The 23,114-nt window shown below is 42.6% G+C and carries 21 protein-coding genes, 1 pseudogene and 1 riboswitch; of the genes and pseudogenes, 4 read left to right on the top strand and 18 right to left on the bottom strand.

What is annotated here, in order from left to right; all coding sequences use genetic code 11:
• Positions 1 to 7: 7 nt before the first annotated feature.
• Both prfA and Q0191_RS10150 read right to left on the bottom strand, forming a co-directional pair.
• The gene (gene prfA, locus Q0191_RS10155; RefSeq protein ID WP_297666139.1) at positions 8 to 1,087 is read right to left on the bottom strand and encodes a peptide chain release factor 1; all 1,080 of its coding nucleotides are present in this window, start codon (positions 1,085 to 1,087) and stop codon (positions 8 to 10) included.
• A 35-nt stretch (positions 1,088 to 1,122) separates the two neighbouring features.
• Positions 1,123 to 1,695, bottom strand: a complete 573-nt coding sequence (locus Q0191_RS10150; RefSeq protein WP_297666138.1) for a thymidine kinase — start codon at positions 1,693 to 1,695, stop codon at positions 1,123 to 1,125.
• Positions 1,696 to 1,856: 161 nt separating this feature from the next.
• Between Q0191_RS10150 and Q0191_RS10145 the strand changes: the two are divergent.
• Positions 1,857 to 2,045 (top strand): annotated as a pseudogene (locus tag Q0191_RS10145) (4-oxalocrotonate tautomerase); the annotation flags it as partial.
• Between the two features lie 54 nt (positions 2,046 to 2,099).
• On the opposite strand, the gene Q0191_RS10140 reads toward Q0191_RS10145, so the two are convergent.
• The 12 genes from Q0191_RS10140 to nox form a co-directional block, all read right to left on the bottom strand.
• On the bottom strand, positions 2,100 to 3,440 hold the full coding sequence (locus tag Q0191_RS10140) for an MATE family efflux transporter (RefSeq protein WP_297666137.1): 1,341 nt from the start codon (positions 3,438 to 3,440) through the stop codon (positions 2,100 to 2,102).
• 238 nt (positions 3,441 to 3,678) lie between these two features.
• Positions 3,679 to 4,944, bottom strand: coding sequence for a nucleobase:cation symporter-2 family protein (locus tag Q0191_RS10135; protein WP_297666143.1), 1,266 nt, complete (start codon positions 4,942 to 4,944; stop codon positions 3,679 to 3,681).
• A 1-nt stretch (position 4,945) separates the two neighbouring features.
• The gene (locus Q0191_RS10130) at positions 4,946 to 5,527 is read right to left on the bottom strand and encodes a xanthine phosphoribosyltransferase (protein ID WP_037616986.1); all 582 of its coding nucleotides are present in this window, start codon (positions 5,525 to 5,527) and stop codon (positions 4,946 to 4,948) included.
• 100 nt (positions 5,528 to 5,627) lie between these two features.
• A riboswitch (purine riboswitch) is annotated at positions 5,628 to 5,725 on the bottom strand.
• Positions 5,720 to 6,703, bottom strand: coding sequence for a GMP reductase (guaC, locus tag Q0191_RS10125; RefSeq protein ID WP_297666136.1), 984 nt, complete (start codon positions 6,701 to 6,703; stop codon positions 5,720 to 5,722). (Overlaps the previous riboswitch by 6 nt.)
• Before the next feature lie 325 nt (positions 6,704 to 7,028).
• Positions 7,029 to 7,214 (bottom strand): twin-arginine translocase TatA/TatE family subunit, encoded by a 186-nt coding sequence (locus Q0191_RS10120; protein ID WP_045496898.1) that lies wholly within the window; start codon positions 7,212 to 7,214, stop codon positions 7,029 to 7,031.
• The gene (tatC, locus tag Q0191_RS10115) at positions 7,214 to 7,921 is read right to left on the bottom strand and encodes a twin-arginine translocase subunit TatC (RefSeq protein ID WP_297666135.1); all 708 of its coding nucleotides are present in this window, start codon (positions 7,919 to 7,921) and stop codon (positions 7,214 to 7,216) included. The genes Q0191_RS10120 and tatC overlap by 1 nt, the downstream gene beginning before the upstream one ends.
• On the bottom strand, positions 7,914 to 9,611 hold the full coding sequence (locus Q0191_RS10110; protein WP_297666134.1) for an FTR1 family protein: 1,698 nt from the start codon (positions 9,609 to 9,611) through the stop codon (positions 7,914 to 7,916). Before Q0191_RS10110 ends, tatC begins: the two co-directional genes overlap by 8 nt.
• Entirely contained in the window at positions 9,589 to 10,797 is a 1,209-nt protein-coding gene (gene efeB / locus Q0191_RS10105; protein ID WP_297666142.1) for an iron uptake transporter deferrochelatase/peroxidase subunit, read from the bottom strand. The genes Q0191_RS10110 and efeB overlap by 23 nt, the downstream gene beginning before the upstream one ends.
• 4 nt (positions 10,798 to 10,801) lie before the next feature.
• On the bottom strand, positions 10,802 to 11,674 hold the full coding sequence (gene efeO / locus Q0191_RS10100) for an iron uptake system protein EfeO (protein ID WP_297666133.1): 873 nt from the start codon (positions 11,672 to 11,674) through the stop codon (positions 10,802 to 10,804).
• A gap of 126 nt (positions 11,675 to 11,800) precedes the next feature.
• Entirely contained in the window at positions 11,801 to 13,357 is a 1,557-nt protein-coding gene (locus Q0191_RS10095) for a ClC family H(+)/Cl(-) exchange transporter (RefSeq protein ID WP_297666132.1), read from the bottom strand.
• 181 nt (positions 13,358 to 13,538) lie between these two features.
• Entirely contained in the window at positions 13,539 to 14,357 is an 819-nt protein-coding gene (locus Q0191_RS10090) for a PrsW family intramembrane metalloprotease (RefSeq protein ID WP_297666131.1), read from the bottom strand.
• Positions 14,358 to 14,561: 204 nt separating this feature from the next.
• Entirely contained in the window at positions 14,562 to 15,941 is a 1,380-nt protein-coding gene (gene nox, locus Q0191_RS10085; protein WP_000036764.1) for a H2O-forming NADH oxidase, read from the bottom strand.
• Positions 15,942 to 16,170: 229 nt separating this feature from the next.
• Between nox and Q0191_RS10080 the strand changes: the two genes are divergently transcribed.
• Genes Q0191_RS10080 through Q0191_RS10070 form a run of 3 tightly spaced genes read left to right on the top strand, consistent with a single transcriptional unit; the run spans position 16,171 to position 18,983 of the window.
• Positions 16,171 to 17,100, top strand: a complete 930-nt coding sequence (locus Q0191_RS10080) for an FAD:protein FMN transferase (RefSeq protein WP_297666130.1) — start codon at positions 16,171 to 16,173, stop codon at positions 17,098 to 17,100.
• A gap of 19 nt (positions 17,101 to 17,119) precedes the next feature.
• Positions 17,120 to 17,728: an NADPH-dependent FMN reductase gene (locus tag Q0191_RS10075; protein WP_005589803.1), complete on the top strand. Its 609-nt coding sequence runs from the start codon at positions 17,120 to 17,122 to the stop codon at positions 17,726 to 17,728.
• A 22-nt stretch (positions 17,729 to 17,750) separates the two neighbouring features.
• Positions 17,751 to 18,983 carry an NAD(P)H-dependent oxidoreductase gene (locus Q0191_RS10070; RefSeq protein ID WP_048764234.1) on the top strand — a complete coding sequence of 411 codons (1,233 nt, stop codon included), beginning with the start codon at positions 17,751 to 17,753 and terminating at the stop codon, positions 18,981 to 18,983.
• A 48-nt stretch (positions 18,984 to 19,031) separates the two neighbouring features.
• On the opposite strand, the gene sdbB is transcribed toward Q0191_RS10070, so the two are convergent.
• The 4 genes from sdbB to Q0191_RS10050 form a co-directional block, all read right to left on the bottom strand.
• Entirely contained in the window at positions 19,032 to 19,583 is a 552-nt protein-coding gene (sdbB, locus tag Q0191_RS10065) for a thiol-disulfide oxidoreductase-associated lipoprotein SdbB (RefSeq protein ID WP_015604721.1), read from the bottom strand.
• 12 nt (positions 19,584 to 19,595) lie between these two features.
• Positions 19,596 to 20,303, bottom strand: a complete 708-nt coding sequence (gene ccdA2, locus Q0191_RS10060) for a thiol-disulfide oxidoreductase-associated membrane protein CcdA2 (RefSeq protein ID WP_045496866.1) — start codon at positions 20,301 to 20,303, stop codon at positions 19,596 to 19,598.
• 344 nt (positions 20,304 to 20,647) lie between these two features.
• Positions 20,648 to 22,351, bottom strand: coding sequence for a sensor histidine kinase (locus Q0191_RS10055; protein WP_297666129.1), 1,704 nt, complete (start codon positions 22,349 to 22,351; stop codon positions 20,648 to 20,650).
• Entirely contained in the window at positions 22,348 to 23,082 is a 735-nt protein-coding gene (locus Q0191_RS10050; RefSeq protein WP_297666128.1) for a response regulator, read from the bottom strand. The genes Q0191_RS10055 and Q0191_RS10050 overlap by 4 nt, the downstream gene beginning before the upstream one ends.
• Between the last annotated feature and the right edge of the window lie 32 nt (positions 23,083 to 23,114).

Below are 23,114 nucleotides of genomic sequence, written 5' to 3'. Positions count from 1 at the left end.
AATGTCATTATTTATTCAGCTCTTCTAGTTTTTGCGTTTGGTCATAGAGAACCAAGGCATCTACAACTTCGTCCAATTTACCAGACAAGATGGTATCTAGTTTTTGGAGGGTCAAGCCAATACGGTGGTCTGTGACACGGTTTTGCGGAAAGTTATAGGTACGAATCCGTTCTGAACGGTCACCAGTACCAATTGTCGATTTACGCTCAGCGTCTTGCTCGTCCTGTGCAATTTGTGCAAAGTGGTCAGCAACACGCGCACGGATAATTTTCATGGCCTTCTCACGGTTCTTCTGCTGGGTACGTTCTTCCTGCATTTCAACCTTGATATTGGTTGGTAAGTGAACGATACGAACGGCAGTCGCAACCTTATTGACGTTCTGTCCACCAGCACCAGATGCGTGGTAGATGTCAACACGAAGGTCTTTTGGATCAATATCGTATTCTACTTCTTCGATTTCTGGCATAACGAGAACTGTCGCTGTCGAAGTATGAACACGGCCTTGGCTTTCTGTCACAGGGACCCGTTGTACACGGTGGGCGCCAGACTCATACTTGAGTTTAGAGTAAACGGATTGCCCCGAAACCATAGCAACTACTTCTTTGAAACCACCGACACCGTTCATAGAAGCTTCCATGACTTCGAAACGCCAGCCTTGAGCTTCCGCATACTTTTGGTACATGGTTAGAAGGTCACCAGCAAAAAGTGCTGCTTCATCTCCACCAGCTGCTCCACGGATTTCAAGGATGATGTTCTTGTCATCGTTTGGATCCTTTGGAAGAAGCAAGATTTTCAGTTTTTCTTCGTATTCTTCTTTTTCAGTCTTGGCATCTTTGAGTTCTTGCTTGGCCATTTCCTCCAAGTCCGCATCTCCGCCTGATTCTTTAATCATTTCTTCGGCATCGATGATATTTTGAAGAACTTGTTTGTACTCACGGTAGGCTGTTACCGTATCACGAGTAGAAGCCTCTTCTTTTGAAAGCTCCATGAAACGCTTGGTGTCTGAAACAACATCCGGGTCACTGAGCAATTCTCCGAGCTCTTCATAGCGGTCTTCCACTGCCTGTAACTGGTCATAAATATTCATCTTTGTAATCTATCTCCTTGATTTTCTAATTCATTTTACTTAATGGGTGGATTGAAATAATGCTTGCGGCATACAGAAATATAGGTCTCATGGCCACCGATTTTGATTTGTTCGCCATCATAGACAGGTTTCCCATTATCCGTTCGCAAAACCATAGTTGCTTTTTTAGAGCAATATTGGCAAATGGTCTTGATTTCGTCAATCTTATCAGCCAAGAGCAAGAGGTGCTTGGAACCTTCAAAGAGTTCATTGCGAAAGTCATTTTTCAGACCAAAAGCCATGACTGGAACATCTAGCTCATCCACTACTCTAGCCAAATCATAGACATGATGGCGTTTCAGAAACTGGGCCTCATCAATTAAAACGCAGTAAGGCTTTTCAGGCAGACTTTGAATATAGCCCAAAATATCTGTTTGGTCCTCAATTGCCATAGCAGACCGCTTCATGCCGATACGGCTGGAAACAACGCCAAAGCCATCACGTGTATCAACAGCCGATGTCATGATGACCACGCTTTTCCCCTGCTCTTCGTAGTTGTGGGCTACTTTCAAAATTTCAATTGTCTTGCCCGAATTCATTGTGCCATATTTATAATATAACTGAGCCATTTTATCTCTACATTCTCTCTAAGTATTGTCTTTCTAGGACTTCCAGCTTTATCCATAGACTCGGCTGAAAAGACCGACCGTACTTCCTATTATTTTACCACAATTCACCACTCTTTAAAACCTAATTTATGATAAAATAAGATTAGCAAAAGAAAAGGAGAAATCATATGCCATTTGTCAGAATTGATTTATTTGAAGGTCGTAGCTTGGAACAAAAGAAGGCCTTGGCTAAAGAAGTCACAGAAGCCGTTGTCAGAAATACTGGCGCACCTCAGTCTGCTGTTCATGTCATCATCAACGACATGCCAGAAGGCACTTACTTCCCTCAAGGTGAAATGAGGGAAAAATAAAATCAAAAAGGCTGAGATACTTTTCTCAGCCTTTTGATTTTATGATGAAAACTCTCAGCGGCGCTTCTTTTGGATGTAATTCAATCGTAGTTGGTAAAGGATTGCGCTCACGACCAAACTTGCAATCAGTCCAATCCAATAACCATAGGGTCCTAAGTCCGTAGCCTGATCTAAAAACAAGCCCAGAGGCAAGGAAACGCCCCAGTAAGCCAGCAGACCCAAGTAAAATGGAGCTTTCGTATCCTTGTAGCCTCGCAAAATTCCCTGCAAAGGAGCGGCAATCGTATCGGCCAATTGGAAAAAGAGGCTAAAAGTCAGAAAGATTGAGGTCAGACGAATAAACTCTGGATCAGAGCCATAAAGACTAGCAACCTTATCTCGAAAAATATAGAGAAAAATCAAGGTAAAGACCGCAAAAATGGATGCCACAATTCTACCCAAAGTGCAGTATTTCTTCACATCGTCAAGTCTTTCAGCCCCTAGCTCATAAGAGACAATGATGGCCATGGCTGTAGAGATACTCATAGGGAAAGCATACATAAGAGTAGAAAAATTCATAGCAGCCTGATGGCTAGCAATAATCAAAGAAGAAAATTTTGACATCACTAGGCCGACGATTGAAAAGATGACAACTTCCGCAAAAACTGTCCCTCCTATTGGCAAGCCTAAGCGAAAACCTTCAGCCAAACCAGCTTTGCTCAAGGAACGAATTTTCCAAAGTTGGTACTGGCGGACTTTAGGATGTTTGATGGCCAGTAATAGTGATATGACTAATAAAACCCAATAAGCCAAAGAAGTGCCTAGTCCCGCACCAGCTCCGCCCATTTCTGGAAAACCAAAAGCTCCATAAATCAAAACATAATTAAAGCTAGCATTCAAAGGTAGGAGCAAGAGCATCAAATACATAGAAAGCCGAGTCAACCCCAAAGCATCCAAGAGAGAGCGAATAACGCTAAAGAGCAAGAAGGGAATGATACCGATGGACAAGTAGCAAAGATAATGCTGGGCCACATCTTTTACCAAAGGGTCTAAGCCTAGACGCTGTAAAACCAAAGGGGCACCCAAAAATACCAACGCAAATAAAATCAGAGATAATGCCAAAGAAAGATAAATGAACTGATAAAAATCTGAGGCAATTTTTTCATCTTTCCCCTGTCCCAAATGATGACCGATGATCGGAACCAAGGCAGACACAATCCCCGTCAGAAAGGAGAAAAATGATCCCCACAGACTGGTCGCCATAGACACGCCTGCCAGATGCAAGGTATCGTATTGGCCCGTCATGGTCGTGTCAACAAAGGAAGCCGAGAAATTTGCCAGCTGGTAAATCAAGATGGGAAGAAAAATTGAAACAAACAAGCTTAGGCGTTGTTTCAAATGATAAGTCTGATACATGTCGAATTCCTTTTTTTAATCTTCTTTTACTATACTACAAGCCAGCTCAATAGTCAAAAGAGGCTGGGACAAAAGTCCTAGCCTCTCAATTGTCTTTGGATTGTCGAGCAAGACGCAGTGGTTGAGTGGGCTCTACTACGCTGATTTCATCAGCTTTTACAGCCCTACTCAACTGTGCGGAGGTGGGACGACGAAATCGAATTCTAACGAATTACCGATTTCTGTCCCAATCTCATTCTTATTTATTTTTTCGATTTAGGATAGCATTTAGGACAATAGCAATCAGACTGGCCATGACAATTCCATTTGAGAAGAACATCTGAAGACTGGTTGGTAGGCTGTTGAAAAGGCTGCTACCATTGAGTCCGACACCTGCTGAGATAGAAATCGCTGCAATGAGGAAATTATGCTCACTGTGCTCAAAGTCAACACGCGCTAAGATTTGCATGCCCTGAACGGACACAAAACCAAACATGACCAGCATGGCACCACCAAGAACTGGACTTGGGATAATCTGCGCCAAGGCTCCGAATTTTGGCAAAAGGCCGAGGAGAATCAGGAAACCAGCGGCATAATAAATCGGCAACCGCGTCTTGATACCAGATAATTTGACCAAGCCAACATTCTGAGAAAAACCTGTGTAAGGGAAAGTATTGAAGATACCACCCAACAAGACCGCAAGTCCTTCTGCTCGATAGCCATTTCGCAAGCGGGTGCTGTCAATCTCATTTTTGGTAATGTCAGAAAGTGCCAAGTACACCCCTGTTGACTCTACTAAGGAAACCGTTGCGATGATACACATCATCACGATAGAAGAAAATTCAAACTTCGGTGCTCCGAAATAGAAAGGGGTTGGCACATGGACCAGCGGAGCCTGTGCGACTGGCGTCAGATCCACCAAGCCCATGGCCCCGGCAATGCCCGTACCGACAATCAAACCAATCAAAATAGAGATGGATTTGATAAAACCTTTAGTGAAAATGTTAATCAACAGAATAATCAGTACCGTCACAGCTGCTAGAATCAGACTTTGGGCGGTTGGCTTATCTACGTTATTTCCCATATTGCCAATGGCTACTGGAATCAAGGTCAAACCGATGGTCGTAATGACCGAACCAGTCACAACCGAAGGAAACAGGTTGGCGATTTTTGAGAAAATCCCAGCAATCAGAACAACATAAATCCCTGATGCAATCAAGGCACCAAACATGGCACCACTACCGTGACTCTGCCCAATGATAATCAAAGGAGCAACGGACTGGAAGGCCACGCCCAGCACGACTGGCAAACCGATACCAAAATACTTATTTAGCTGTAGCTGCAAAAGGGTTGCAATACCACACATGAAAATATCGGTCGAAATCAGATAGGTCAATTGCTCAGCCGAATAGCCCAAAGCCCCAGCAATCATAATCGGCACCAAGATAGAGCCCGAATACATAGCCAACAGATGCTGCAAACCTAAAACGGCTGCCTGTGAATGTTTTTCTTCGTTGTAGTTCATCTTATAAGTCTGCCTCTCTAAATACAACTTTCCCATTTTCAAATCGATCGATTCGAGCCAGAGAAAGAACTGTTTGTCCTTGCGCTTCTAGCAAGCTTCGACCATCTTGGAAAGATTTCTCAATTACGATTCCAACAGCTGCTACCTCAGCGCCAGCCTCTTCAATGATTTTAATCAGGCCGTTGGCTGCCTGGCCATTTGCCAAGAAATCATCAATGACCAAAACCTTGTCACTTGACTCCAAAAACTTGCCAGCGATGGAGACGGTCGAAGTGACCTGCTTGGTAAAGGAATATACTTCTGCTGTTAAAATCCCTTCGGTCATGGTGATATTCTTAGATTTTTTAGCAAAAATCATTGGAACATTCAAGGCCTCTGCTGTGTAGACTGCTGGTGCGATCCCAGACGCCTCAATCGTTACAACCTTTGTAATGCCTGTATCCCTGAAATGCTCAGCAAATACCTGACCAATTTCTTTCATGAGCGAAAAATCAACCTGATGGGTCAGGAAAGAGTCAACTTTGAGAATATTTTCTCCCAAAACGTTGCCGTCTTGCAGAATTCTCTCTTCTAATTTTTTCATATTTTCTCCTTTTTAATAGTCCCAATAAATCGAAAAAGGACCTACTATATAAGCAAGTCCCTCTTTTCAACGACAAACAGCCTGGCACTGAAAGTACCAGAAAGTCATTAGACTCACTTATTGTTAGATGTTTGGCATCTTGTAGAGACCTTGCCCCAATCATTAGCAAGATAAATAAGTTATTTTATTTCATTAATGAGCATCGCCATTCCAGATGGAGTTTTTGACGATGACATAGTCCACGCGGGTCAGGCTATGCAAATCGCGGCCTCCAGCATAGGAAATCGAGCTCTGCAAATCCTGCTCCATTTCGGTCAGCGTGTCTTGCAAGTGGCCCTTAGCCGGCAGCAAAATCTTCTTGCCTTCGACATTTTTATAAGCACCTTTTTGATACTCGGAGGCAGAACCATAGTATTCTTTAAACTTATCACCATCTACTTCAATGGTTTCACCCGGGCTTTCAATGTGGCCGGCAAAGAGCGAACCAATCATGACCATGCTGGCTCCGAAACGGATCGATTTGGCAATATCGCCATGTGTCCGAATCCCACCGTCCGCAATAATAGGCTTGCGGGCAACCTTTGAACACCAACGAAGCGCAGACAACTGCCAGCCGCCTGTACCAAAACCTGTCTTGACTTTGGTAATGCAAACCTTGCCTGGGCCAATACCGACTTTAGTTGCATCTGCGCCAGCATTTTCCAGCTCCCGCACAGCTTCTGGAGTTCCGACATTTCCAGCAATGACAAAGGTCTCTGGTAATTCTTTCTTGATATGCTGAATCATTTGAATCACACTGTCTGAGTGCCCATGCGCAATATCGATGGTAATGTATTCAGGCGCATCATCTTTGAGACTGCTAACAAAGTCATATTCATAGTCTTTCACACCGACTGAGATCGATGCAATCAGACCTTGTTCGTGCATTCGTTCGACGAATGGTTTGCGACCTGCTTCATCAAAACGGTGCATAATGTAAAAATAGCCTCCTCGAGCAAGCTCTTCAGCGACAGATTCATCAATAATTGTCTGCATATTAGACGGAACGACTGGCATCCGAAACGTGTGCTTACCAAATTTCACACTGGTGTCAGCCTCTGAACGGCTTTTCACAATACATTTCGCTGGAATTAGTTGAATATCTTCATAGTCAAAAACTTGAAAATCATTGAGCATAGAAAACTCCCTATCAATACTTAAAAATGACCTACCTATGCCGTTCAGCATCGCTACATCTATCCAGACGTTTCCATAAAAAGTATATCATAAAGTACAGATTCTGTAAAATTTTTGGCTGGATTAGACCATAAAGTTCGGAAATTAAGAAGAGAGTAGGACAGAAATCGGTAATTCGTTAGAATTCGATTTCGTCGTCCCACCTCCGCACAGTTGAGTAGGACTGTAAAAGCTGATGAAATCAGCCTAGTAGAGCCCACTCAACCACTGCGTCTTGCTAGACAATCAAAAGACAATTGAGAGGCTAGGACTTTTGTCCCAGCCTCTAATCTTTCTTATCTTTTTCTGAGTTAGAATCTTCTGCTCCTCCATCGACTGCCTTTTTAAACTCTGAAAACATTTTTCCAATCGACTGCCCCAGCTCTGGCAGACGTTTTGGTCCAAAAATCAGCAAGGCTCCTAGAACGATAACGATAAGCCCTGGTAATCCAATGTCTTTTAAAATTCCCATTATGATGTTCTCCTTTTCTCAATCATTTTACTCAGTAAGATACTGATTTCGTAGAGTAATATCAGTGGCACTGTCATTGATAAGTCACTGATGAAATCAGCCGGCGTCAAGATTACTGCTAATACCAATAAAACGAAATAAGCATAGCGTCTATATTTTATCAAAAATCGCGGTTTGAGCAAACCGATTGATGTCAGAAAGCTCACAATGACAGGCAATTCAAACAAACAAGCAATCGGAATGGTCGTGTGAAACAGAAAGGACAGATAGTTCTGCGCTGTCATCTGGACGGCAAATAAACCATCTCCTAAAGAGAGTAAAACTTGCAAAATAGCAGGGCTGACAAAGTAAAAACCAAAGGCCAAGCCCAAGACAAAGCTGAAAAATGTGGCTGGTATGTAAGCAAAAATCATCTTTGCCTCACTATTTCTAAGAGCAGGTCGGATAAATTCCCAAATCTGATAGACCATAAAAGGGAGCGTCAGTGAGAAAGCCACAAGACTAGCCAGGCTAATATAAATCCAAAGAATGTCGTCTGGCCCCAATACAATCAGCTTCTGCTCAAAAAAAGCGGTCAACCATTTGTAAATATCCGCTGCAAAAAGCAGACTGATCAAAAAAATCAAACCGAACCAGATTAAAACAGCTATAAAACGCCATCTAAATTCCGTCAGGTGTTCAACAACGGTCTGTTCCTTACTAGGCATCTGCTCGCTCCTTTTGCCGATTTCTAAAGGTCACATAAAGGACAACGACCAGAAAGATGGCTTGACTTAGAAGCACTTCTAGACTCGGATAAATTCCCAGCCAATCAATGGTTGGAAGATGAGACAGCAAGTGACTAGGAAAAATGGCTGTTAATTGCAAGGCATGAATGCTGACGCCCAGCATCTTAAAGGCCAAGGCATAGATCAACCAGGTCAGACCAAAGAAAATCCGATGAGGCCGAATGAGACTGCTGGCCTTGGTCATTAGAATTGCGAGAAAAACTAAAACCAAAATAGCAAGTCCCAGTCCCAAAAAGAAGTCTAGAGTAGTAATTCGTGGTAAAATGCCTGCATAGAACAAGATGGTCTCCGCTCCTTCACGGAAAACAGCGAGGAAGCTCAGGGCAAACATGGAAATAAAGCTACCACTGGCTGTCACTGCCTGCATCTGACTTTCCATGAAGTCATTCCACTTCTTGACAGAGGACTTGCTGTGGAGCCAAATGCCGACCAAAATCATCATGACAACTGCAAAAATCCCCACTGCACCCTCAATGATTTCACGATTAGAGCCAGAGGCAACGGCTGGAAAAAGAGTCTGCAGCACAATGGCAATGGCCGCACTGGCTAGTACGCCCAAGCCAGCACCAGTATAAACCAATTTGAGACCATTTTTCATCTTGGATGCCTTGAGCGTCGTGACAAGTGCCATCACAATCAAGAGAGCCTCGACGCCCTCACGCAGCAAAATTAGCATGGCATCAAAGAAAGTATAAGCTCCGCTAGTATCAATCTGCTCTAGCTCACTAATCAAGGATTCTAGCTGGTCTTGATAGTCCTTATCCTTGCCCTTCACCATGATGACAGGCGACTGGCTTTCTACTTTGGTATAGAGGGAAGGATTTTTAGTGCTAACATCTCCCTCAACGCTTGGCCAAATCGTGATAAATTTCTTCATAGCTGCCTTGCCCTGCTTTTCGTCCCCTTTTTGGAAAGCAAGCAGAGCCTTTTTTAGCAGGCCTATACCATCTGCCAGCGTAAGATTTTCACTGCTAGCTGTCGCTTCTTCTCCCTTGATAAAGCTATCAATGGCTGCTGTCAGGTCATCATAGGAAGTTTGAATGGCTTCAAAATCCGTTGGTTCCGTCTCGATGGCACTCCGTAAAAAGGAAATGGCCGTCTCCACCCTGCCATAATGAGCCGTACTATGATCCCGCACCACGCCTTCATTGGCGGTCCAAGTCGAATTCATTTTTTTATAGGCTTCCCGAATCTTTTCAAGATCCTTGCTTTCAATCGCTGCCTGAAGAGCTTGAAATTTTGATTCTAGTTTATTGACCAGCTTGGTTTTTTCCGCCTCTAGATCAACGGGATTCTGCTCCTTTTCAAAAGCTAAAAGAGCGGCTGAAACCTTGGTCAACTTGTCCTCTGTTACATCGCCCGAGATAGTCAATGCCTTGCTGACTTCTTTTCCTGCAGCTGAGTCATGGTTGCTTAAAGCCTCAAATTCAGTCTGTATTTCCTCCAGCAATTGTTTGGCACTGGCTTGATCACCCTTTTGAACAGCGATGCTAGCATCCGTGATCTTGATAAAAAGACTGCTGTAAGAATCCTCAGCTGATACAGGCTGAGCTAGGAGCAAGAGAGTCATGAGCAAAAACAGGACTTTATTCAAATAATTTCTGACCAAGATATTCTCCTTTTTTGACACCGCCGAAGCAAGCAAACAAGCCACTGCCCACATGGGTGACATATTCATTCATCTTATCCTGTGCTCCAAGATTGGTCTGGACTTTGATAAAACTGTCGGGATCCTTTTGGAAAGAGATAAAAAGCAGTCCTGTATCAAATTGACCCGTTGTTTCGTCAATCCCATCCGAATAAGAATAGGAACGGCGATAGAGAGGCTTGTCCACTTCTTTAGCTAGCCGCACATGTGCATCAACTGGAAGCAAGTCCAAGTCTACCTCGTCAAATTCATTCTTCTTGCCAAAGGGCGCTCCGCTCTCTTTATAACGACCAAAGGTGTTTTCCTGCTCTTGCAAATTGGTCCGATCCCAAGTCTCAAGGAACATCTGGATTCGACGGACAGCCATATAAGAGCCACCCTTCATCCAGTCCTTGCTGTCACACCAAACCACCTTGTCAAAATCTTTCTCCTTGGTGACATTGGCCGTGCCGTCTTTAAAACCAAATAGATTGCGGGGAGTGGACATACGATCGCCTATAGCAGCAAAACCAGCCTGACTCCATTTCATGGTAACTGCATTTCGCGCTTTACGAACCAGATTGCGAACAGCATGAAAAGCCACCTGCTCATCATCCGCGCAAGCTTGAATGACAATATCCCCGCCAGTATATTTCTCTTTTAGTTGTTCCTTAGGGAAAGGAGGCAGGTCGCGGAATTCCTTGGGCTTTTTATCCTCCAAGCCCATTTTTTTCAGAAAAGAGGCGGAGACGCCAAAGGTCAAGGTCAGTCGATAAGGGTTGAGGCCGAGCGTTTCTCCAGTATCCGTAGGTGGCAAGAGAGCATTAGAACCATCTTTTTTGATCAGCTCTCCATTGACCAACTTTTCACTGTAAACTGTCCAGTCTTTGAACATCTGGATAATGGTCTCTTTATCCGTCGTATGCAAGTCCAGAATGACAAAATAGATATTCTTTTGCATGGCTGTTGTGATGCCAGCTTGATGTTCACCGTAAAAACTGATTTCTTCCTTACCGTCAGCAAATTTCTTATCTTCCTTCGCTTGATTAGCGAAAAAAGCAGATGCACTGGAGACACCCAGCGCTAAGCCTGCACCTCCAATCCCTGCTTTTTTAAGAAATTCCCGACGATCCATTTTTTTATTAAACCATTTTTCGTCCTTGGTCATCTTCTTACTTCCCATCTAGGATGATTCCCATTTGCGAGAGAGGTTCGCCCAGTTTTGTGACAGCTTCGCCTAGCTCTTTGGTATCTTCCTTGCTCAATTCGGTATAAAGTTTATAATTTTCAGAGTCCGTCATCTGCTTGTCTAGCAGACTATTGACATTCTTGAACTCAGTTTCTATACTTTTTACCAGTTTTTCATCTTTCTTCTCAATCAAAGGTTTAAAGAGTTCAAAAATCTTTTCTGCCCCTTGAATATTGGCACGGAAGTCATACAAATCCGTATGTGAAAAGATTTCTTCTTCACCAGTAATCTTGCTGGTCGCCACTTCGTTGAGAAGGTCTACTGCACCAGTCAGCATAATGTCTGGTGTGACCTCAACCGTCGCGATTTTAGCCTTTAATTCTTTGATGTCATTGACCAACTGGTCTGCATATTTCTCTGTACCAGTCGTTGTATTATTTTCCCACAGAATTTTTTCAATCCGGTGGAAGCCTGACCAACCTTCTTCGGTCTTGTTTTCATCCAGATAGTCAGCTAAGCGGAAGTCGATTTTCACATCAGACTCTCCGAAGCTCTCAGCAATCGGCTCTGAACGCTCGTAGCTCATACGAATCAACGGATACATTTTCTTCGCTTCGTCAAGCTTGCCTTCTTTGAGCGTATCTCTGAACTTCTCCGTATCCGTCAGTAATTGGTCGATTTCTTTCTGTACAAAGGCTTTATACTCTGCTGTTGCCTTATCCAAAGCTTTCTGGTCAGAGGCCGATAGACTTGTTTTAGCTTCCGAACTACTGGCACTTGTATTCGATTTTTGATTAGCAGCACAACCAATCAGTAAAATAGCTGTTGACAATAAGACAATTCCAAGTTTTTTCATCTTGACTCCTTTATTTTCCCTAAAAGGGGCGAATTCATATAAATTATAACAATTTATTTCTCATATTTCAATAAATTGTCAGATAATTATAATGAAACTTTCCTTTCTGAGTAAAAAATGAGCATTTCAAAGCAAGATATCCTTAATTTTGCCAATTTCTGACTTCTTAACGACAACATAAATCGTATCTCCTAGGTAGAGACGACTGGCTCCGTTGACCGTCTGGGTCTTGCCTTTATGGATATTCATCGTGATTAAAACGCCATGCGGTAGCTCCAATTCATGCACCTGCCGACCCGCAATCTTTTCTGAAACAGGAATTTCAATCAGGGTTGTCTCACCGTCATCTTCAATCCGATGAGGCAACATTTTTTCAAGCATAGCTTCATAGACAGGCGCTCCCTTTAGCAGATCCATAGCAATATAAGCCATCAGTGTAACCAAGCCCAGCGGCATGAGGTTTCGAATATCTCCCACCATCTCCGTCACGAGAATCATAGCGGTTAGCGGAGCTTTGGAAATAGCACCAAAATACCCACTCATTCCCAAGATGATAAAAATTGGAAATTGTTCCTGCGTGATAAAACCAGCCTCCACACAAAGGACTCCAATTGCTGCGCCTAGTAAAGAACCCAAAGCCAGAATGGGCAGGAAAATACCACCAGGCAGGCCACTACCATAACTAATCATGCTCCATACAAAACGGAGTAAGAAAAAGAGAATCAAGGTTCCAACTGTGTAATGAGCACTCGTCAAAGACAAAATCAGCTGATTCCCGCCGCCCAGCAAATGAGGCAGCAAATAGCCAATCGGAATGATTAAAACAAAGGCAAAAATCGGATAATAGTTTTTCGGTAGCCTAAATATCTTTCCCAGAGCTTCATAAACCAAATGAATATTGAGAACTGCTTTTTCGTAGAGAAAACCAGCCAAGCCTAAAAACAGGCCCATCAAGATATAAATCCAGTACTGATTCAGCCCCATGAAAGGAATATTATCCGGCATATCCAGAACGGGGGTCAGGCCAAATATAGACAGCGAAATAAAATTCGCCACCAAACTTGCCGCCAAGGTTGAAACCCAAAAGAAGCGAGAAAAATGATGGTACACTTCCTCAACAACAAAGAGCAAACCTGCAATTGGCGCATTAAAAGCCGCGGCCAAGCCCGCAGCTGCACCACTAGCAATCAAGGTCCGCTCCTCTACCGGACTCAAGTTCAGCCACTTAGATATGCCTTTCCCACTCATCGCTCCTAGCTGAATACTCGGCCCCTCACGTCCCAGCATCAAGCCACTGGAAATCGCTAAAATACCAACTAAGAATTTTTTCCAGAGGATGCTCCACCAGGAAAGTGACATCAAGCCTTTCAACTCGGCCTCAACTTGTGGAATCCCTGAACCCTTTATATCCTTTTCTGTAGCTACCAATCTAGCATTTATAAAGACAATAAAAGTATAGAAGAAAAGCAAGGCTACTAGCCAAAACCACTCACTTCTACCCCTCACATAAGCCGCCTGAATCAAGTGGAAACTTTTCTCAATCAAAAAACGAAATGCCCCCACTACTAGTCCAGCAAAAATACCTACCAGAATCCCCCTAGATACTTGGGAAATAATAGAGCTGGATATAAAATTAAATTCTTTTTTCGTATCAGAAATTTGTTCTTTTTGTTTGATCATCATTTCTCTCCCAAAGACCTTATAGCAACATTTTAGCACAAAATATGGGCCAGAAACAAGGCGATAGCCATGAACATTTTACTTTTGAATGTAAAACTTTTAATATCAACTCCCTCAGAGTTAAAAGAATGCCAAAAATGCAGTTTGGACATCAAAAAAAACGACCCTGAAGGTCGTTTCGCGCTTAGATTGACAAGTCTTCCTGATCAATCTTGTGAGCTGTTCGATAAGCTTGGTAGAAAATGAAGACAGCCACAGCAGTCATGGCAGGAACGATGACTGGGATATCCGTTTCAATAGAAGTCAATGGAGAGTTCCAGAAGAAGTGGAGAACAAAAGCTGATAAGAAGTAAAATAGACCAGCTTTAAAATAGGTTTTTTGAGTCTTAGCAAATCGGAACATCAGAGCTAATCCGATAGTGGTCAAAGCAGTGTAAAGCCAGTGAGAAGCTACCCCGCCTGTGATACGGCCTAAAATACCAGAGATCGTGAAGGAAAATCCTTCAGGTAGGTCGGAAAGGATATAAGAAAAGTCCTCACTAATCTGAAAACCTATGCCAGCTGTAATTCCCAATAGTAAAAAGCCTTTAATTTTTTTGACTGGCACTAGATAGACAGCGAAAGCAACCGCAAAAAGCTTAAGCGGCTCTTCAACCAGCGGAGCTGCGAGGGCATTCTCTAGATAACTAATCACTGTATTTGGAAAGCTCGTACTAACCCACTCGTGGATATAGGTATTGGCCAAGCCAGAAGTCCAGCCAGAAATGAAAAGACCACCCAACAGAGCTACACCTAGGCTAGATGCAGGCGTCTGCCATTTTTTACCCAAACTGCGAATCAAAAGCAGAGCTGGGATGATATAAAGCAGCGCCAAGAGGGCTGACAGTCCGACAATTCCATAACCAGTACCTGACATACTGCCAGTGGTATAAACTTGTGTCTCGTATTCCAAGCCAATCGCGCTCAGAAGGAGAAAAGTGAAAAGAACAATATTTTTCTTCATATAGCAACTTTCTAAAATTTTATTTTCATCTTAGTATAACAAAAAAATCTAAAATAGAACTAATTTTAAGACTCATTAGAATGATTATTAATTATTGTACTAGTTGATAAACATATAATATATATGCCTCATTCTGTATTGTATTGACAATTCAACTTGATAAAACAAGCGACAAAAAAGTCCCTTATCGGGACTTTTGATAGATTATTTTTCAGCTGTTAGTGCAGCCATTGTGATGTAATTGTATGGTTTATTGAAGTGTGGCAAGAAGAAGAGATCTGTCAAGGCCAACTTGTCAATTGTTACATGCTCTTGGATAGCAAGTGAGAACATATGGATTCCCATGCTAATTGCAGAGTCACGAGACACCATTTGCGCACCAAGGATTTCGCGGCTGTCTTTGTCAAAGACAATCTTGATGGCAACTTCGTGGTTGTCATGTTTGATAAATTCAGGTTTTTGAAGGTCGTTAAAACCAGTTTCAGTTGCGTTGTAGCCAGCCGCTTTTGCTTTTTCAAGTGTCAAACCAGTTGAAACCATGTGAAGACCGTAGATAGAGATACCGTTTGATCCTTGCACACCGATTCCTTCTAGTTCATGACCACAAGCGTTGTAAGCACCCACGATACCAGTACGTACAGCGTTAGATGCAAGGGCGATGTAGCTAGTGTCTTTACGAGCATTGTCATAAACAGTCGCACAGTCACCAACAGCGTATACACCTGGGATAGATGTTTCTTGTTTCTTGTCTACAAGGAAGGCACCGTTGCGGAAGAGTTCAATCTTACCGTCAGCAAGAGCTGTGTTTGGACGGAAACCAACAGCAAGAACTACCATATCCACATCAAATGTTTCTTTGTCTGTTACCAAGCGTTCAACTTTACCATCACCTTGGATTGCTTTAACTGTTTGACCAAGCGCCAAGCGGATGTTGTGGTCTTCCAAGTTCTTTGCCATCATTTGAGTGAAGTCTTTGTCGTAGTAGCCGTTCAAGACAGTATCTACGATGTCAACAAGTACAACTTCTTTTCCAAGACGCTCGAAGGCTTCAGCAAGTTCTACACCGATGTAACCACCACCGACAACAGCGATACGTTCAAGGTGTTTGCTCTTATCCTCAAGTTTTTCAATAACTTCTTCAGCATTTTGGTACAATTTAACGAATTGGACGTTTTCAAGAGTCGCTTTAAATTCGCGGTTCCCCTTAACGATTTCAACGCCTTCAATTGGAGGCAAGATTGGAGTTGAACCAGTTGCAAAGATCAGTTTATCGTAAGACTCTTTGTGTTCTTTGCCTTCCACTTCTGCAGTCACAACTTTATTGTCATAGTCGATTGAAAGAACAGGTGAGTTCATGTAAACTTTAGCGCCTTTAGCTTCCAATTTTTCTTTATCAGAATAGAAGAGTCCTTCTGGACCATCGATTTGTTCCCCGATCCAAAGTGCCATTCCACAACCAAGGAATGAAATATTTGAGTTTTGGTCAAATACCACAATTTCATTTTCATGACCAAAGTTGTCCAACATCGTATTAATACAAGCTGTACCAGCGTGGTTAGCACCAACTACAACGATTTTACTCATAGAATAATCCACCTTTAAATTTAATTTACCAAACTAGTATACCATGTATCTGTTAGCGTTTACAAGATATATGCTCAGAATTATTTAAAATTTGGCAAATAACTTTGATTTTAGACAAAAAATTTCAATTTTTCTGAAAATATTATATATTTACAATTGTGAAAACGGTATCTTTTTGGTATACTAATGGTGACGATTAGAAAATTTAATAGGGAAGGTTGTGATAAAAGTGGATCTTATTTCTAGATCCATCCATTTAATGGGATCGACTATCACTATTTCGATTCTCCATGAAAAGGCCGACAGTCTTTTAGACCAGGTATTTTCTCTCCTAAGATTGTATGAAAAGCGTTTTAGTGCAAATGATGACAGCTCTGAGCTCATGCAAATCAATCACGCTGCCGGTAAACATCCCGTTTGTGTCCATCCTGATTTGTTTGAGTTGATTGAGTTGGGAAAAAAACATAGTCTCGCTCCGAACAGTCATCTCAATATTACCTTGGGACCCTTGATTCAAACTTGGCGGATTGGCTTTGCAGATGCAAAAGTTCCCAGTCCAAAAGAAATCAAGCGAGCGCTGTCACTCACTGACCCTGAGTGTATCGAGTTAGATGCAACCGCCTCCAGTGTTTTTCTGACAATGGAAGGCATGAAAATCGACTTAGGCGCCCTTGCCAAGGGTTATATTGCGGATAAAATCGCTGCTTTCTTGCAGGGACAAGGTGTTACTTCTGCCCTCATCAATCTTGGTGGAAATATCTTAACCATTGGTCTAAATGAAAAGAATAATCGTTGCTGGCGCATTGGCATTCAAAATCCAATCTTGCCACGTGGAAACAACCTAGCTCTTCTGTCCGTTCAAAATCAGTCTGTCGTGACTTCAGGAATATATGAAAGAAAACTGCAGGTAGATGGCAGGGTTTATCATCATATTTTTGACCGTACCACAGGCTACCCAATCGACAATCAACTAGCTAGTCTCACGATTATTTCATCAAAGTCCGTAGATGGTGAAATATGGACGACCCGTTTATTTGGGGAGAGCCCTACTTCCATCTTAGAGAAAGTCGAACAAGAAAATGGAATCGAAGCCTTCGTTATTACAGAAAATCATCAAATTTTTTATTCATCTGGTCTCAGCCCAGAAATCTTATCCTAAATCCAGAAAGGAACCTACTATGTTAAAATTTATCGGTCTAGTTGGTACAAACTCAAAGAAATCAACCAACCGCCAACTCCTTCAGTACATGCAAAAGCATTTTGCTGATAAAGCAGAAATCGAGTTGATTGAAATCAAAGATATTCCTATTTTCAACAAACCGTCTGATATGCAAGTTCCAGAGATCGTTAAAGAAATCGCTGCGAAAATCGAAGCTGCTGATGGTGTTATCATCGGAACGCCTGAATATGACCACTCTATTCCCGCTGTTCTTATGAGTGCCTTGGCTTGGCTGTCTTACGGTATCTATCCATTACTTGGTAAACCAGTGATGATTACAGGAGCCTCTTATGGAACTTTGGGTTCATCTCGCGCCCAACTACAACTCCGTCAAATTTTGGATTCGCCAGAACTCAAGGCTTCTGTTATGCCAGGTTCTGAGTTCCTACTTTCTCACTCACTTCAAGCCTTTGATAAAAATGGAGACTTGATTGACCTCGAAACCATTCAAAAATTAGACGCTCTTTTTGATGACTTCCGTTTGTTTGTTAAAATTACAGAAAAGTTATCAAGTGCCCAAGCACTTCTTCATCAAGAAGCTGAAAACTTTGACTGGGAAAAATTGTAAGAACTAGAAGGGAAAGAATCACATGAAATTTGTTGGACTTGTCGGCTCAAATGCAGACCAATCATACAACCGTAAATTACTAGAATTCATCAGAAAACAATTTAAGCTGAAATTTGAATTAGAAGTCTTGGAAATTGATGAAGTTCCACTCTTTAATCAAGATGAGAAATGGGACGAATCCTTCCAGCTGCGCCTTTTGTACAACCGCATCACGCGCGCTGATGGTGTCATCATTGCCACTCCTGAGCACAACCACACCATTACAGCAGCTCTCAAGAGCGTCCTTGAATGGCTCTCTTATGAAGTTCACCCATTTGAAAGCAAGCCTGTCATGATTGTGGGAGCTTCCTACTACGACCAAGGAACGTCTCGTGCCCAAGTGCATTTGCGTAAGATCTTGGATGCTCCAGGTGTCAATGCTTATACTTTACCAGGAAATGAATTCCTTCTTGGTAAAGCGAAAGAAGCTTTTGATAATAAAGGCAACATCACAAACGAAGGAACTGTTAAATTCCTTGAATCTTGCTTAGATAACTTTGTTAAATATGTTGAGGTAGTCTCAAAATTGAAAAAACCTAAACCAATTGCTCCTGAAGACTTAGATGTCACGAACCCAATCGCAACAACCATCACAGAAGTTGACCCTGACGATCCAGAATGGGTAGAAAAAGCTGCAAAAGCTGTTGGTGCTGTTTCTGGCGATACGTATGTCAAGCTTGACCATGGTATCCTGACTGTTAACCAAATCGACATGTTCTTAAAGGCTATGCCGTTTGAGTTGACTTACGCAGATGATAACAACCAGTTCCTTTACTATAACAACGCTCATCAAGATCCAGACACTATGTTTGCCAAACGTGTCCCATCCCAATCAGGTGGTCGTCTCTCAACTCTACACAACTCTCTTCCCGCTGCCCGCATGAAGAACGTAGAATGGGTAGTTGGTGTTCTTCGTAATGGTGATCAAGAGTACGTTCGTACAATCGTGCCTGGCTCACCAGCAGGTGTTATCAATACCCACAACTACCAAGCAATGTACTATCCTGATGGATCTTACGCTGGTATCAACGAAATCGTCTTCAACTTCCAGCCTTGGCTAGATTGGTATCTAAAAACAACTGGTCAACGCTTGGTTGGAGGAAGCGGTCCTTTTGCTCCTGCAGCTGCAGCCGCCGATGCTACTTCTGGTGCTTCAGATACTGGCGGTGGTCATGGCGGTGGAGATGCCGATGCAACATCTGGCGCTAGTGCTTAATCAGAACAGAATGAAAAGAATGGATTTTTACATCCATTCTTTTTTATTTTATTTCATTTCCTTGAAGGCCTTTTCTGCTTCTTCGTTGCTGATTGCTCCAAATTGAATCTTCCCAATTTTTCCTTGGCTATCAATGAGGATTTCAGTTGGAATACTGCGAACCTGATAGGCTTGGAAGATTGCACCAGACGTGTCAAATAGGACGGGCACATCCTTATATCCTTGTTCTTGATACCATTTTGGGAAGTCCTCAACAGACTTCTCTCCTTGGAGACCCGGTGCTACAATAGACAATATTTCAAAATCACGGTCTTTTTTACCAGCTAACTCGACCAATTCTGGCATGCTTCGCTTACAAGGTCCGCACCAAGAAGCCCAGAACTTCAGATAGACTTTTTTCCCACGGTAATCAGAAAGCTTGACAGTTTTTCCATCCATCGACTGAAGAGTAAAGTCTGGTGCCTCCTGTCCAACCGCAACCAGCGATTGGACACTTGTATTGGACTGGCTTTGACTATCCATCCCCTTTTCATCAGATGAACAAGCTGATAGTGTCAGAAAAGCTATCGAAGCAACAACTAGCGAAAGAATTTTTTTCATCTTTTTCTCCTTTTATCCAAAAATTCCTGATAAAGCATTTAACTGCCCGAGCATGAGAAGGATTCCCATAAAAATGATTAAGGCTCCTCCAATTTTTTTCATTAGCCCCATATAGGGTTTGATTTTTGAAAAATACCGCATAACGAAGCTAGAAGCTAAAGCTAAGATGAGAAATGGTAAAGCCATTCCCAAAGTATAAACCAATGTTAGGAGCGCTCCTTGGATAGCTCCATTTCCTCCAGAGGCAGCTAGAGCCAGAACCGAACTAAGGACAGGTCCGATACAGGGCGTCCAACCAAAACTGAAACTAATACCAAGCAAAAAGGCTGACAGAAAATCATTCCGACGACTGTTCTTCTTAAATTCCACATTTTTCTGGAATTGTAACTGCCTGATATTAATCAGCTCCATCTGGTGAATTCCGAGCAAAATGATAATAATCCCCATCAGATAACGGAATTTCTCATCGTAAATCACCCTGCCTAAGAATCCTGCACCAAAGCCTAGTAGAAAGAAAACTAAAGAAATTCCAGCAATGAAACACAAGGTCTTGATCAGACCAGTCCAAGCGATCTTTCTGCCCAGAAACTTGACTTCTCTAGGCTCTTCTTCATCCAGCAATATCCCTATGTAGACTGGTAACAAGGGAAAGATACAGGGTGAGAAAAACGAGAGAATTCCAGCCAAAAAGACCGAAACAAAAAATAAACCAGACTCCATCCCAACCTCCTTTAAGATGTGTTTTCAATATTATTATAACAAACGATTTAAATTTTTCCACATTTTGCTACACTATCCTCATTTTTGTATCATTTATCGGAGAAGCCGTCTGTAAAAACACTATTTTACTCCTAAACAGTAAAAAAGAGAGTGGGACAGAAATCGGTAATTCGTTAGAATTCGATTTCATCGTCCCACCTCCGCACAGTTGAGTAGGGCTGTAAAAGCTGATGAAATCAGCGTAGTAGAGCCCACTCAACCACTGCGTCTTGCTCGACAATCCAAAGACAATTGAGAGGCTAGGACTTTCGTCCTAGCCTCTTTAATATTGAAGGTTAGCGAACTTAAGCATCTGTTACTAGCGGCAAGTAAAGACTGATTTGGGTGAATTTATCTGGTTCGGAGTGGATTTCCATATGGTAGTCGTCTCCGAACTGCAACCTCAAACGTTGATCGACATTTTTCAGACCGACACCACCTAAGCGAGGGAGAGTCTTGTCCACTGATTTTTGAAGTTCAATGCCACGGCCGTTATCATAGATAGACAATATCAGTTGTCCTTCTTCTACTGCTGACGTCACCCGAATCATGCCTTGGCGGTCAATTTCCTTGATACCATGGTAGATGGCATTTTCGACCAAAGGCTGAAGTACTAGCTTGGGCAGTTTATAATCAGCTAGAGATTCATCCTCTTCAATCTCATATTGGAGCTTGTCACCATAGCGCTGCTTCTGGATAAAGAGATACTGACGAACGTGATCAATCTCATCTCTAAGAGAAATCTGTTCATGCCCTTGATTAAGCGCCAAGCGGAAATACTGAGCAAGTGATTTTGTTACCTCAACAACACGCTTGCTATCGTTAAACTCAGCCATCCAGACAATCGTATCTAAGGTATTATAAAGGAAATGGGGGTTGATTTGAGCTGAGAGAGCTCGGAGCTCATAGCGTCGGACATTTTGTTCTTCAGTCTTGACAGCTTCCATCAATTGTTCAATCTGATCCAGCATTTTGTTGAACTGCTGAGCCAAGTCAACCAACTCTGGAGAACCCTTTGCTTCTGCCCGAAGGTTTGAGTCACCTGCCCCAATCTTTAGAATAACAGCCTGTAGATTCTGCAGAGGTTTAATCCACAAACGTAGAACAAACCAAATACCAGTCAAGCACAGCAGGAGTGCTAAAACGCCCATTCCCACAAAAGAATAAAGCATCTGTGACTGAAGCATCTGTAATTGCTCTAATGAGGCGACGCCAATTAAAGTCCAGTCGCTCTCCGCAATATCAATCTGGTAGACAAAAGCCTGCTTCTGGTCTGCGTAACCATCCTTGACCGAGATATAGGGCTGCATAGCTTTCATTTCCTGACTAGAGGAATAAACACTCTTCTTAGGATGATAGACAAATTCATGCTGGCTGTTGACAATAAAGCTAAAGCCTTTCTTCCCTAGCTGAAGCTGATCCAGATAGGCTTTGAGACTCTTATATCCGATATCCAGACGTAAAACCCCGAGATTCTGCCCTGCTTCATCCACTACTTCCTGAGTGACAGAAACAACCCACTTCTCCTTCTCAGATGACAGAGATTCCTTGCGAGCAGGAGTCAAGACAGGCATGGCTTTGGTATGAACAGCTTCCTGATACCATTTTTCATTCATCATATCAGAAGATGTCTGCATACTAATTTGAGAATCTGTTGAGACCACGCGCCCGTCCTTGGTAACCAGTACTGCCGACACCAAATCCGGATCTGTCTCAATAATGGTTTTCATCAAAGCCTGTACTGACGTTTCGCTGCTTTCTTGATTCTGAGCAAATTCACGAATCGTTTCTTCCTTACTCAGTGTAGAGGTGGTTTGTTTTAATTTTTGCAAATAGGAAGCAATGAACTGCCCGCTTTGCTCCATGCTATTGCGCGTCGTCCGCTCTGTCAGCTGCCGAATAGTCCCCGAGCTAGTCTGATAGTAAAGACTTCCAACAAACCCTAAGAGTAAAAGAACCAGCAGAAAAATATAGACAATCAACTGGATAAGAAGCGGATAGCGTTTCATTTCTCCTCTCCTTTTTTAAACTGCCGAGGCGTCAGCCCGACCACCTGCTTGAAGCGCTGAGAAAAATAGTTCATATCGTCAAAACCTACCTGCTCTGCTATTTCATAAATCTTCAAATCTGTAGTCAGGAGTAAGAGTTTTGCTTTTTTCATCCGCTCTTGAATCAGATAATCTTGAAAGGGCAAGCCTAACTCTTTTTTGATAAGAACGCTGAGGTAGGATGGACTAAACCCCAATTGAAATGCCAAACTTTTCAGACTTAATTCTGGATCAGCCAGTTGTGCATGAATAGCTTCTTCCATCTCAGAGCGCTGCCCCTGATCGACCAAGTTTTGAATCTGGGCTTTTCTGCGTTCTTTATCAAGTTTGGTCTGCAGCTTGGCCAACATTTCCTCAACATCATCTTTGGAAAACGGCTTGAGAAGATAGTCATCTGCACCTAACTTAATAGCCGTCCGAGCATAGTCAAAGTCATCATAGCCTGTCAGGAAAACGATATGGCACTTAGGAGCCTGGTCCCTGACTAGCTTGGCCAGTTCAAGGCCATTCATCTGTGGCATATTGATATCGGTCAGCAGGATGTCAGCAGGATTTTCCTGAAATTTCTGCCAAGCTTCTACTCCATTTTCAGCCTGGGCAATGACCTGCATACCAAACTGTTCATAGTCTACTAAGGACGCAATTCCCTGTCTTACCAGATACTCATCCTCTACAATCATAATTGAATACACAAGATTCAACTCCTTATTTTAGCTAGATTTAT

Source organism: uncultured Streptococcus sp. (genome assembly GCF_938036805.1).
In the GTDB taxonomy this organism is placed as follows: Bacteria; Bacillota; Bacilli; order Lactobacillales; family Streptococcaceae; genus Streptococcus.
This window is presented reverse-complemented; position numbering and strand designations above follow the sequence as displayed.

Coding starts and splice junctions, on each gene's coding strand:
- prfA (WP_297666139.1), bottom strand. CDS start 1,087: ATGAATATTTATGACCAGTTACAGGCAGTGGAAGACCGCTATGAAGAG.
- Q0191_RS10150 (WP_297666138.1), bottom strand. CDS start 1,695: ATGGCTCAGTTATATTATAAATATGGCACAATGAATTCGGGCAAGACA.
- Q0191_RS10140 (WP_297666137.1), bottom strand. CDS start 3,440: ATGTATCAGACTTATCATTTGAAACAACGCCTAAGCTTGTTTGTTTCA.
- Q0191_RS10135 (WP_297666143.1), bottom strand. CDS start 4,944: ATGAACTACAACGAAGAAAAACATTCACAGGCAGCCGTTTTAGGTTTG.
- Q0191_RS10130 (WP_037616986.1), bottom strand. CDS start 5,527: ATGAAAAAATTAGAAGAGAGAATTCTGCAAGACGGCAACGTTTTGGGA.
- guaC (WP_297666136.1), bottom strand. CDS start 6,703: ATGCTCAATGATTTTCAAGTTTTTGACTATGAAGATATTCAACTAATT.
- Q0191_RS10120 (WP_045496898.1), bottom strand. CDS start 7,214: ATGGGAATTTTAAAAGACATTGGATTACCAGGGCTTATCGTTATCGTT.
- tatC (WP_297666135.1), bottom strand. CDS start 7,921: ATGCCTAGTAAGGAACAGACCGTTGTTGAACACCTGACGGAATTTAGA.
- efeB (WP_297666142.1), bottom strand. CDS start 10,797: ATGACCAAGGACGAAAAATGGTTTAATAAAAAAATGGATCGTCGGGAA.
- efeO (WP_297666133.1), bottom strand. CDS start 11,674: ATGAAAAAACTTGGAATTGTCTTATTGTCAACAGCTATTTTACTGATT.
- Q0191_RS10095 (WP_297666132.1), bottom strand. CDS start 13,357: ATGATGATCAAACAAAAAGAACAAATTTCTGATACGAAAAAAGAATTT.
- Q0191_RS10090 (WP_297666131.1), bottom strand. CDS start 14,357: ATGAAGAAAAATATTGTTCTTTTCACTTTTCTCCTTCTGAGCGCGATT.
- nox (WP_000036764.1), bottom strand. CDS start 15,941: ATGAGTAAAATCGTTGTAGTTGGTGCTAACCACGCTGGTACAGCTTGT.
- Q0191_RS10075 (WP_005589803.1), top strand. CDS start 17,120: ATGTTAAAATTTATCGGTCTAGTTGGTACAAACTCAAAGAAATCAACC.
- Q0191_RS10070 (WP_048764234.1), top strand. CDS start 17,751: ATGAAATTTGTTGGACTTGTCGGCTCAAATGCAGACCAATCATACAAC.
- sdbB (WP_015604721.1), bottom strand. CDS start 19,583: ATGAAAAAAATTCTTTCGCTAGTTGTTGCTTCGATAGCTTTTCTGACA.
- ccdA2 (WP_045496866.1), bottom strand. CDS start 20,303: ATGGAGTCTGGTTTATTTTTTGTTTCGGTCTTTTTGGCTGGAATTCTC.
- Q0191_RS10055 (WP_297666129.1), bottom strand. CDS start 22,351: ATGAAACGCTATCCGCTTCTTATCCAGTTGATTGTCTATATTTTTCTG.